We start from the raw sequence: 10,992 nt of genomic DNA, 5'->3' as shown, positions 1-10,992 counted from the left end.
TAATAAGAGTGCGTAATTAAAACACACGTATGATAGAACAGAAAATAGACACTATATTGGCTTCAATGACCTTAGATGAAAAAATTGGTCAGATGTCTCAGGTGCGTCATTTTGACGATATTACCGAAGAAGACATTGCTACTAAGTTTATAGGGTCTGTTATTCATACACAAGGACCACTTCCTGGCAAAGACGCTGCTGAATGGCAGGCAAAATTTATACGCTTACAAAAGAAAGCGCTTTCTACCAGATTAGAGATTCCGTTACTTTTTGCAGTAGATGCAGTTCACGGTCAAAACACCTATGAAGGAGCTACTATTTTTCCTCATAACATAGGTTTAGGTGCTACCAGAAATGCAAAGTTAGTTGAACAAGTGGCTTCAGTAACTGCGTTAGAAACACAAGCAACAGGATTTAACTGGGTATTCTCACCCTGTGTTGCTATTCCTTATAATGAAAGATGGGGTAGAGTATATGAGGCATTTTCTGAAAATACTGAATTGACTGAAACCCTAACCAAATCTTCTATTATTGGTCACCAAGGCAATCTCTCTGATACACATACAGTGATGGCAACAGCAAAGCATTTTGTAGGAGATGGTGCAACTGATTATGGTATTGAAGGAGGAAGAACATCGCTCAGTATCGAACAAATTAGGAGGCGTTTATTATCACCATATAGAGTTGCTGTAGAGAATGATGTTGGTTCTATTATGGCCTCTTTTAATACGCTTGGTGAAAAACCAATGCATGCGCATAAGGAAATGATTACAGATATTCTGAAAGAGTCTATTGGTTTTGATGGCATTATGGTGTCTGATTGGAAAGCTTATTCAAGGTTTGGTGAGAATGATATTATAAATGCCGGTATTGATGTAGTGATGGCGGTTGATGGTGATTTGGATGATTTCCAGAAAGGCCTTAAAAAAGCAGTAGATAGTGGTGAAGTTTCTCTAGAAAGAATCGACGATGCTGTTAGAAGGATATTAAGGCAAAAGTTCAGGTTAGGGCTGTTTGAGAATCCTTTTCCAAATGCCGAGTTAATTGAAAAAATAGGAGATCAAAGGCATAGAGAAGTTGCAAAACAAGCAGTTAGAGAATCTTTGGTGCTACTTAAAAATGAAAACAATGTGCTACCCTTGTCAAAAAATTCCAAAATTGTAGTGGTTGGTGAGCATGCTAATAGTTCAGGTTTACAATCTGGAGGATGGACCATCAACTGGCAAGGTACTACTGAAAATTATAAAGACGCAACCACTATTTTAGAGGGTATACAAAAAATGGCAGATGGTGAAGTTATTTATGATAAGGATGCTACTGGAAATCATACAAACGTAGATGCAGCAATTTTAGTGATAGGAGAGAAGCCTTACGCTGAATTTTTTGGAGATATTGGTCATGAATCAAACAATCTGACCTTAGAGTTAACCAAAGAACATCAAAAATATATTGAAAATTATACCAATAAAGGAGTGAAAGTAGTGACCATTCTGATTTCAGGAAGACCACTTGTTGTTACAGATCAAATAGAAGAATCTGATGCTTTTATAGCAGCATGGCTACCCGGTTCTGAGGGTGACGGTATTGCGGAAGTTCTGTTTGGAGATTATAATTTTAAAGGAAAATTACCACACTCGTGGCCAAAATCACTGGGAGATTATAAAGATAAATATGGTCCCAATTTTTGGGACGATAGCCTAACGCCTTTATTTCCTTATGGATATGGATTACAATATGAATGACATAAAATAAAAACAGATAATCCCGATAGCCAACGGGACTACTTAAATTAATTAGTGTTGTAGTGGTTTTTATAGGAAACTACTGATATAAAGAAACAAAAATCGAAAAAGAAAAAAATAAACTAAAACAAAACAATAAGTGACTGCTAAAGATATTTTAGGGAATACTGATTATCTAGCCATTTCATATGGTGGCTACAGAGAAAATACTAGGGAAGTTCAACCCACTATTGCTGAATTGAAAGAAGATATGAAGATTCTTTCAGCAATGGGCATTAAAATTTTAAGAACCTATAATGTTCAAGAAAAACTCCCACATGCCTCTAATCTATTAAAAGCAATCAACGAGTTAAAGAAAGAAGACCCAAGCTTTGAAATGTATGTCATGCTTGGTGCTTGGATTGACTGTAAGAATGCCTGGACAGGTTTAGAACCCGACCATAACGTAGAAAGTGATCAAAATGAAGGAGAAATAGCCAGAGCAGTAGCTTTAGCGAATCAATATCCTGATATAGTAAAAATAATAGCTGTAGGTAACGAAGCTATGGTAAAATGGGCTACCAGTTATTATGTGCAACCATGGGTTATTTTAAAATGGGTAAATCATTTACAGAATTTAAAAGAAGAAGGTAAGCTTCCCAAAGATTTGTGGATAACGAGCTCTGATGACTTTTCATCTTGGGGTGGTGGCGATCCTGTTTATCATAATGAGGATTTAAATAACCTTATTAAAGCAGTAGACTATATATCAATGCATACCTACCCAATGCACAACTCCCACTACAACCCTGCTTTTTGGGTAGTACCTGAAAATGAATATGAATGGTCAGATTTAGAAAAAATTGAATCGGGAATGCAGCGGGCATTAGAATTTGCGGTAGACCATTATGATAGCGTTTCTAACTACATGAAAAGCTTAGGAGTAAACAAGCCTATACATATTGGGGAAACGGGATGGGCAACTGTTTCAAATCAGCATTATGGAGCTGATGGTTCAAAAGCTGCAGATGAGTATAAGTCAGGAAAGTATTACCAACTTATAAGAGAATGGAGTAGAAAAGAAAAGATTTCATGCTTCTATTTTGAAGCCTTTGATGAACAATGGAAAGACGCAAACAATCCGTTGGGTTCTGAAAACCATTTTGGATTGATTAACCTAAAAGGTCAGGCTAAATATGCTATTTGGGATTTAGTTGATAAAGGTATTTTTAAAGGTCTAACCAGAGATGCTAGGGCAATTACAAAAACATATAATGGTAAAGAAGAAGATTTACTATTAGATGTTCATGCTCCCCCTAGAAAACAAGAAATTACTTCAAATTATTAATTATGAAAAATTATTTGACAATCGTTAGAATTTGCGGGCTGATTTTTTTAATCGGTTTCTTATCGTCTTGTGGCGAAGTTAAAAAGAATGAAGTGAAAGAAGAAGATTCAACAAAAGAAGTTTCAGCGAAGGATATTTTAGGAAATCCTGAGTATTTGGCAATGTCTTATGGTGGTTATCGACATGCAGATCATAGTATCGAGCCTACATTAGATGAGCTTAAAGAAGATATGAAAATTTTGTCTGCTCTGGGTATAAAAATGCTTCGTACGTATAAACTGCTTAAACCTCAGGCTGCTAATTTGGTAAAAGTTATTAGCGAGATGAAAAAAGAAGATCCTAATTTTGAGATGTATGTAATGTTAGGAGCATGGGTTGATTGTAAAAATGCATTTAATCCGGAAAAAGGCGAACCTGTTCATAATGAAGAAAATGAAGAAAATCCTGCTGAAATAGCTAGAGCCGTAGCATTGGCAAACCAATATCCAGATATTGTAAAAGTAATTGCTGTAGGTAACGAAGCCATGGTAAAATGGGCAGCTAGTTATTATGTTGAACCATGGATTATTTTGAAATGGGTAAATCACTTACAAGATTTGAAGAAAGAAGGAAAACTTCCTAAAGACTTGTGGATTACTAGCTCAGATAATTTTGCTTCCTGGGGAGGTGGTGGAGATGAATACCACGTTGAAGATTTGAACAGTTTGATTAAAGCAGTAGACTTTATTTCAATGCATACGTATCCAATGCATGACACACATTATCAGCCTGAATTCTGGTTAGATCCTGAGGGGTTAGAAGGAAAAACGGATGCGGAAAAAATTGATATTTCTATGTTGAGATCAAAGAAGTATGCTATGATGCAATATGAAAATGTAAAGAAATACATGGAAAGTCTAGGAGTTGACAAACCCATTCACATAGGCGAAACGGGTTGGGCAAGTTTTTCAGGTGGGCATTATGGCACTACTGGTTCTAAAGCAACAGATGAGTATAAAGAGGCACTCTATTACAAACATATGAGAGATTGGACGAATAAAGAAGGGCTATCGTGTTTTTACTTTGAAGCGTTTAATGAGCCCTGGAAAGGAGGTGACAACCCAGGAGATTCTGAAAAGCACTTCGGGCTATTCACGGTAGACGGAAAGGCGAAGTATGTACTATGGGATGAAGTAGATAAAGGAACTTTTGAAGGATTGACCAGAAATGGAAATTCTATAACCAAAACATATAATGGAGATAAAGAAGCTTTAATGAAAGATGTGTTAGTACCACCAGTAAAGCAAGAGCAATTGTCACCGCATTAAGAAATGTGGTTGCCTAAACACTAGCTTAAACCAAACAAAATGAAAACAAATACAATATACTTAATACTTATTATGACCCTAATACTGCATGCTTGTCGTACAGAAACGGATGATAAATTAATCGTTGAAGTTTATGAAACTTCAGCTTCAGGCAATAAATTAACTAAAATTAGTGAATTTACTAATGTTGAAAATGCCGTTGAAGTAAAGTTATTGCCAAATGATGAATTTCAGAAGATTACCGGTTTTGGAGGATCATTTACAGAATCTTCAGCGTATCTGTTAAACAAGTTAGGAGCGGTCAATCGTAAAAAAGTAATTGATGCTTACTTTGGGCCGGAAGGCGCTAAATATTCATTAACGCGTACGCATATAAACTCTTGTGATTTCTCTTTAAGTCAATACTCATATACCCCCACTGAAGATAAAGAATTAAAGGACTTCTCTATAGAAGAGGATAAGGATGATATCATCCCCTTTATTAAAGAAGCCATGGCCGCTTCAAAAGACGGGTTTAAGATATTATCATCACCATGGACAGCCCCGCCATGGATGAAAGACAATAAGAAATGGGTAGGAGGAAAATTGTTACCTGAATATTATGACACCTGGGCGTTGTTTTTCTCAAAGTATATTGATGCCTATAAAGCTGAAGGAATTGATATTTGGGGAGTTACAATTGAAAATGAACCTTTAGGAAATGGTAATAATTGGGAGAGTATGCACTATACTCCTGATGAGATGACCAATTTTGTTCAAAATCACTTAGGCCCAAAATTGGAAGCAGATGGAAAGTCAAATGTGAAGATTTTAGGTTATGACCAAAACAGAGAGCATTTAAAAGAGTGGATAGATTCTCAATATAAAAATGAGGAAACATCTAAGTATTTTGATGGTACTGCCATTCATTGGTATGCCAGTACTTTTGAAGTATTCCCTGAAGAATTACAGTATGCACATAAAAAGGCGCCGAATAAACATTTAATTCAGTCTGAAGCTTGTGTAGATGCAGAGGTGCCTAAATGGCAAGATGATGCTTGGTATTGGTCAAAAGAGGCAACTGACTGGGGGTGGGATTGGGCACCGGAAAAAGACAAACCTATGCATCCTAAATATGTGCCGGTTTATAGATATGCCAGAGATATTATTGGTTGTTTAAATAATTGGGTTGACGGTTGGATTGATTGGAATATGGTGTTAGATACTAAAGGAGGCCCTAATTGGTTCAAGAACTGGTGTGTGGCTCCTGTTATTGTAGATCCCGAAAAGGATGAAGTGTATTTTACACCTTTGTATTATACGTTAAGTCATTTTAGTAAATATATACGTCCCGATGCTACCCGTATAGGATTTGAAAATTCGGACGATTCGCTCTTAATAACAGCAGCAAAAAACCCTGATGGCTCTATTGCTGTGGTGTTATTAAATCAAGGTTCTGAAGCTAAAGATGTAAAATTGTCTTTAGAGAAAAGAGCAGTTGATATACAAATAAGCGCTAAGGCATTACAAACTATTGTGATTCCTGCTGGCGCATAAACTAACAAACAATTAACTAACTTAAATAGAAAAATATGTCACAACAAGTTACGGCGGCAAAAGATAGAGTCCCATTGGGGCAGAAAGCTGCTTTCGGAGCAGGGCATTTGGTTTTGAACCTATATCCAGGAGCCTTAGGTTTCTTTATGTTCTTCTTATTAACTGCTTTTGGAATGGATCCGTTTTTAGCAGGTCTTTTAGGTGGATTGCCTCGATTTTTTGATGCAATTACCGACCCAATTATGGGATTTGTTTCAGATAATACAAGTTCAAAATGGGGTAGGAGAAGACCTTATATTTTTGTAGGAGGTATACTAAGTGCTATTACATTCGTTCTTCTCTGGCAATTAGACGAAACCAACTCTTCAACCTATAACTTCTGGTACTTTTTAATTATGTCTATGGTTTTCCTTATCGGAAACACCATGTTTGCTACTCCACTGGTAGGTTTAGGTTATGAAATGACCTCTGACTACAATGAGCGGACACGTTTAATGGCATTTTCACAAACTGTAGGTCTCATTGCTTGGGTAATTGTACCCTGGTTTTGGGTAATTATTGCTGACCCAGATATTTTTAGCAATCAAGCTGAAGGGGTACGAACTATGGCAATTTATGTAGGGGTAGCTTGTTTACTACTTGGTTTATTACCGGCTATATTTTGTAGAGGTATAGATGCATCTCATATGGGAGATAGAAAAAAATTAACCTTTAAGACTATATTTAGCAACTTGAAAGATTTGTTTAAAAGTATAGGAGAAGCTGTAAAAAATAAACCTTTTATGAAATTATGTGGTGCTACTTTTTTAGTATTTAATGGGTACCAAATTGTAGCGTCTTTTAGTTTCTTTATTTTCGTTTTTTACATTTTTAATGGTAGCTATGAAGCTACAGCTACTTGGCCAGCATGGTTTAGTTCAGTTGGGGCATTGGTTTCGGCATTTTTAGTAATTCCTATAGTATCATGGATGGCTACAAAGTGGGGAAAAAAGAATGCTTTTCTAATTTCTACAGCCCTATCAATTGTAGGCTATGCTATGAAATGGTGGGCTTTTACTCCTGATAATGTTTGGTTATCTTTTGTTCCAATACCGTTAATGTCATTTGGTTTGGGAAGTCTATTCACCTTGATGATGAGTATGACTGCAGATGTTTGTGATTTAGATGAATTAGAGAATGGAATGCCTAGAAAAGAGGGTACTTTTGGAGCATTATATTGGTGGGTTGTAAAACTTGGGCAAGGATTGGCACTGGTTTTAGGTGGTTTAGTATTAAAAATGATAGGCTTTGATGGTAATGCTGCTACGCAAAGCGCTGAGACTCTTACAAAATTAAGAATAGCCGATATAGTTATTCCAGTTTTAACAGCAGGTTTAGCTATTTGGGTAATGTGGAAATACAGTCTATCTGAAGAAAGAGCGAAAGATATTAAAGCTCAACTCGAAGAAAGAAGAGGTGTATTGTAGTTTTTTGCAATTGTTTATTAGATTATAGAAGTAAAAAAATAGTAAGATGTCAACAAAAATAATAATCCTAACAATAGGACTTTTAGTTATAGTAATAGCATTACTTGGCGGTAAAAAAGGAAGTTCAGGTAATAGTTTTCTTAGCACCAAACTTAGTGTGCCTTTAGGAATCATTGGTGTTTTAATGGTGATTTATGGTAGCTATTCGTCAGATTTAGTGAACTATAATAGTCAGGCTGAACAAGTTTCAATAGGAAAGAGATTAAAGATAGATGGACCTATAAATACGATAAAAGTTGTATCACCAATAGATAAAGATTCTGTAGACTGTCGTATTTTAACCATGGGTGTATATCCAGAATCTCATGATAAAGATATTTGGGTAATCATTAGACCTACTGATGATAGATATTATCCGCAATCTGATCATACAAATACTTCTTATAAACGAGATGGTGAGTGGCAGGTTGTTACTCGTTTCGGAGGAGATAAGGGTGAAGCATATGATTTGATCATTTATGAAACAAATAAGGAAGCATCATCATTTTTTAGCACCACTATTGAAAAATGGAAAGAAGCTGATGATTATCCAGGGTTAAAACTTGAAGAGATGCCTTCCGGAGCTAAAGAAGTAGATCGCCTTAAAATTTACACCAGAAAAAACTGTAGAGGAGTTTTCTAATTTATAGCACTTAAAAATAAACCTGTTAAGACGTTAAATTTAATACACTAATATGTCATAATGCATACAGTATATAAGGATAGAGTTCCGTTTGGCCAAAAAGTTGCTTTTGGAGTAGGTATGTTGGCCAATCAAATGTTTCCGGCCATTCTTGGTATATTTATGGTTGTTTTAGTACAAGATTTAGGATTTCCAGGTTGGATGTGGTCTCTTATATACTTTTTCCCAAGAATATTTGATGCCATTACAGATCCCATTATGGGTTATATTTCAGATAATACTAAATCCAAATGGGGAAGGAGGAGACAATACGTTCTGATTGGAGGATTGCTCATGGGAGTAGCTTATGTTTTTATGTGGCAACTTTTTAAGGAGAATTCGCTACAATATAATTTCTGGTATTTCTTCTTGTGGTCTATTGTATTTTATTTGGGACTCACAATTTTTAGTGTACCCTATGTTGCCATGGGCTATGAGATGAGTGATGATTTTCATGAACGTACAAATATTATGGCAGTTGCCCAATGGATTGGCCAATGGGCGTGGGTTATTGCGCCTTGGTTTTGGGTTATTATGTATGATCCAGATTGGTTTCCGTCGGCTGATGTAGCTGCTAGAGAGCTTGCCATATGGGTTGCAATTCCATGTGCGATTTGTGCCATCGTGCCAGCATTGTTTATTAAAAGTGAATCAACACTTCATAAAGATTATGCGCCATTGAATATGGCAAACATTGGTAATAGTTTAAAAAATATTTTTAAGAGTTTTACTGAGGCATTTAAGATCAGAGAGTTTAGAAAATTATGCGCAGCTACTTTTTTAATCTATAATGCATTTAATACGGTTGCAGCACTCACTTTTTTTGTGATTGTTTATAAACTTTTTAATGGTGATCCGGATGCTAGTGGAATTTGGGTAGCTTTGTTTGGATGTTTAGGTGCACTGGGAACAACGTTTATCGTTATTCCTGTTGTAACTTGGATGTCTAAGGTTTTTGGAAAGAAAAAAGCATTTTTGTTAGCGCAAGGTATTTCTGTTATAGGTTACATTATGCTATATTTTTTATTTATCCCGGGTAAGCCTTGGATGTATATCTTAGCCTTACCATTATTTTCTTTTGGAATAGGAAGTTTGTTTACTATAATGATGTCAATGACAGCTGATGTTATTGATATTGATGAGTTGAACTCAGGGAAACGACGAGAAGGAATTTTTGGCGCTATTTATTGGTGGATGGTGAAAGTAGGATTCGCTATAGCTGGGGCACTGAGTGGAGTTATTATTGCTATAGTAGGGTTTAATCCAGACTTGGCAACTACAGATCAACAGTCTGCAGTTGACGGGTTGCATGCTTTCTTTTGTTTCTTCCCTATGGTAGGTACATTAATAGCTATGTATGTAATGAGGAATTATGATGTTACCGAAGAGCGTGCAAATGAAATTAGGCAAGTATTAGATAGTAGAAAAGATAAAATTTAATAATTAAAAAAAGAATAGTATGTCATCATTTAGAGGTGAAAAGTTTTTGGCTTTAGCGTCAATAGACTATGCAGGTAAAACAACAGATGAATTAAAAAGTCTGTTTAAAGAAGTGTTAGAAAATGGTATGCACGGTTTGGGTTTTAGTGCTTATGTAGAAGGGCAGGATCCAGGAGATCAGCTTACAGAAGCTCAGATACGTAGACGTATGGAAATCATCCAGCCTTATACCAAATGGATTCGTTCATTTTCATGTATTGAAGGTAATGAAATGATTCCCAAAATAGCTAAAGAATATGGTATTAAAACAATGGTAGGTGCCTGGTTAGGTAATGAAGCGGATAAAAATGAGCAGGAGCTTCAAAGCCTAATTGATTTATGTAACCAAGGTTATGTTGATATAGCCGCTGTTGGTAATGAGGTGTTATATAGAGGTGATTTAAATGAAGAAGAATTACTAGGTTTTATTTACCGTGCTAAAGAAGCAATTAATGATGTGCCGGTAGGCTATGTTGATGCCTATTATGAGTTTTCAGATCACCCTAGAATTACAGAAGCTTGTGATGTGATTTTAGCTAATTGTTACCCGTTTTGGGAAGGTTGTGATCAAGATTATTCTTTGTTGTATATGAAGAATATGTACAATATGGTGCAAAGAGTGAGCAACGGCAAAAAGGTAATTATTTCTGAAACTGGTTGGCCAAGTCAAGGTACAAATCTACATGGAGCTTTTCCTTCGTATGAAAATGCCATGAAGTATTTTATCAATACCCAAAAATGGTCTGAAGAAGAAAATATAGAAATTTTCTATTTCTCTTCATTTGATGAGTCTTGGAAAGTAGGCGCTGAAGGTGATGTAGGAGCATATTGGGGAATTTGGGATAAAGACGAACAGTTAAAATATAGTTAAAAGTATAGTTTTAGGGTTAGTGTTTAAGTACTAAAACGATTGTATTTTTCGTTATAATTAGTACTTAAACTCTAACTCAACATGAAAAGGACTATATTTTTATGTTGCTTCTTGCTATGCATAAGTTTTACCATTCAAGCTCAAGAATGGTTGACTGATTTTGAAGAAGCAAAAAAGACCGCACAACAGAAAAACCAACCTATTATTTTAGTATTTCAAGGTTCTGATTGGAACGGACTTTGCAAACGTTTACAAAAAGAAATGTGGACGAATTCTGAGTTCGTGGCCTATGCTAAAGAAAACTATGTTTTATTAAAAGCAGACTTCCCTAAAAGGCGAGAAAATTTATTATCTAAAGAACAACAAGAGAAAAACAAGAAATTAGCAGACACCTATAATCGTGATCGTGTTTTTCCATTAGTCGCCGTTTTAAATGAACAGGGTGAGCTGCTGGGAACTACCGGTTATAAACCCGTAGAACCTTATAAGTATATTGAGCTGTTAAATTACTTTACTGAGGAACAATAAGCAGGACTCTAACAA

The 10,992-nt window shown here is 35.8% G+C and carries 9 protein-coding genes; all 9 read left to right on the top strand.

Going from position 1 to position 10,992, the window contains the following annotated elements:
• Positions 1-29: 29 nt before the first annotated feature.
• The 9 genes from AC1EU5_RS07575 to AC1EU5_RS07535 all read left to right on the top strand — a co-directional run bounded on the left by AC1EU5_RS07575 (position 30) and on the right by AC1EU5_RS07535 (position 10,977).
• Entirely contained in the window at positions 30-1,742 is a 1,713-nt protein-coding gene (locus tag AC1EU5_RS07575; RefSeq protein WP_480191766.1) for a glycoside hydrolase family 3 protein, read from the top strand.
• Positions 1,743-1,881: 139 nt separating this feature from the next.
• Positions 1,882-3,069, top strand: coding sequence for a glycoside hydrolase family 17 protein (locus AC1EU5_RS07570; RefSeq protein ID WP_480191765.1), 1,188 nt, complete (start codon positions 1,882-1,884; stop codon positions 3,067-3,069).
• Between the two features lie 2 nt (positions 3,070-3,071).
• Positions 3,072-4,376 carry a glycosyl hydrolase family 17 protein gene (locus AC1EU5_RS07565; protein ID WP_480191764.1) on the top strand — a complete coding sequence of 435 codons (1,305 nt, stop codon included), beginning with the start codon at positions 3,072-3,074 and terminating at the stop codon, positions 4,374-4,376.
• Between the two features lie 72 nt (positions 4,377-4,448).
• Positions 4,449-5,912, top strand: a complete 1,464-nt coding sequence (locus AC1EU5_RS07560; protein ID WP_480191763.1) for a glycoside hydrolase family 30 protein — start codon at positions 4,449-4,451, stop codon at positions 5,910-5,912.
• A 35-nt stretch (positions 5,913-5,947) separates the two neighbouring features.
• Positions 5,948-7,378 (top strand): MFS transporter, encoded by a 1,431-nt coding sequence (locus AC1EU5_RS07555; RefSeq protein WP_480191762.1) that lies wholly within the window; start codon positions 5,948-5,950, stop codon positions 7,376-7,378.
• 46 nt (positions 7,379-7,424) lie between these two features.
• The gene (locus tag AC1EU5_RS07550; protein ID WP_480191761.1) at positions 7,425-8,060 is read left to right on the top strand and encodes a hypothetical protein; all 636 of its coding nucleotides are present in this window, start codon (positions 7,425-7,427) and stop codon (positions 8,058-8,060) included.
• Between the two features lie 60 nt (positions 8,061-8,120).
• A complete protein-coding gene (locus tag AC1EU5_RS07545; RefSeq protein ID WP_480191760.1) occupies positions 8,121-9,539 on the top strand; it encodes an MFS transporter in 1,419 nt (472 codons plus the stop codon).
• A gap of 19 nt (positions 9,540-9,558) precedes the next feature.
• Positions 9,559-10,449, top strand: a complete 891-nt coding sequence (locus tag AC1EU5_RS07540; protein ID WP_480191759.1) for a glycoside hydrolase family 17 protein — start codon at positions 9,559-9,561, stop codon at positions 10,447-10,449.
• An 81-nt stretch (positions 10,450-10,530) separates the two neighbouring features.
• A complete protein-coding gene (locus AC1EU5_RS07535; protein WP_480191758.1) occupies positions 10,531-10,977 on the top strand; it encodes a thioredoxin family protein in 447 nt (148 codons plus the stop codon).
• Positions 10,978-10,992: the final 15 nt, after the last annotated feature.

The sequence above is a fragment of the Maritimimonas sp. 2405UD52-3 genome (assembly GCF_056591715.1).
The sequence above is the reverse complement of the archived record's forward strand: the minus strand, read 5'-3'. Positions and strand labels throughout refer to the sequence as shown.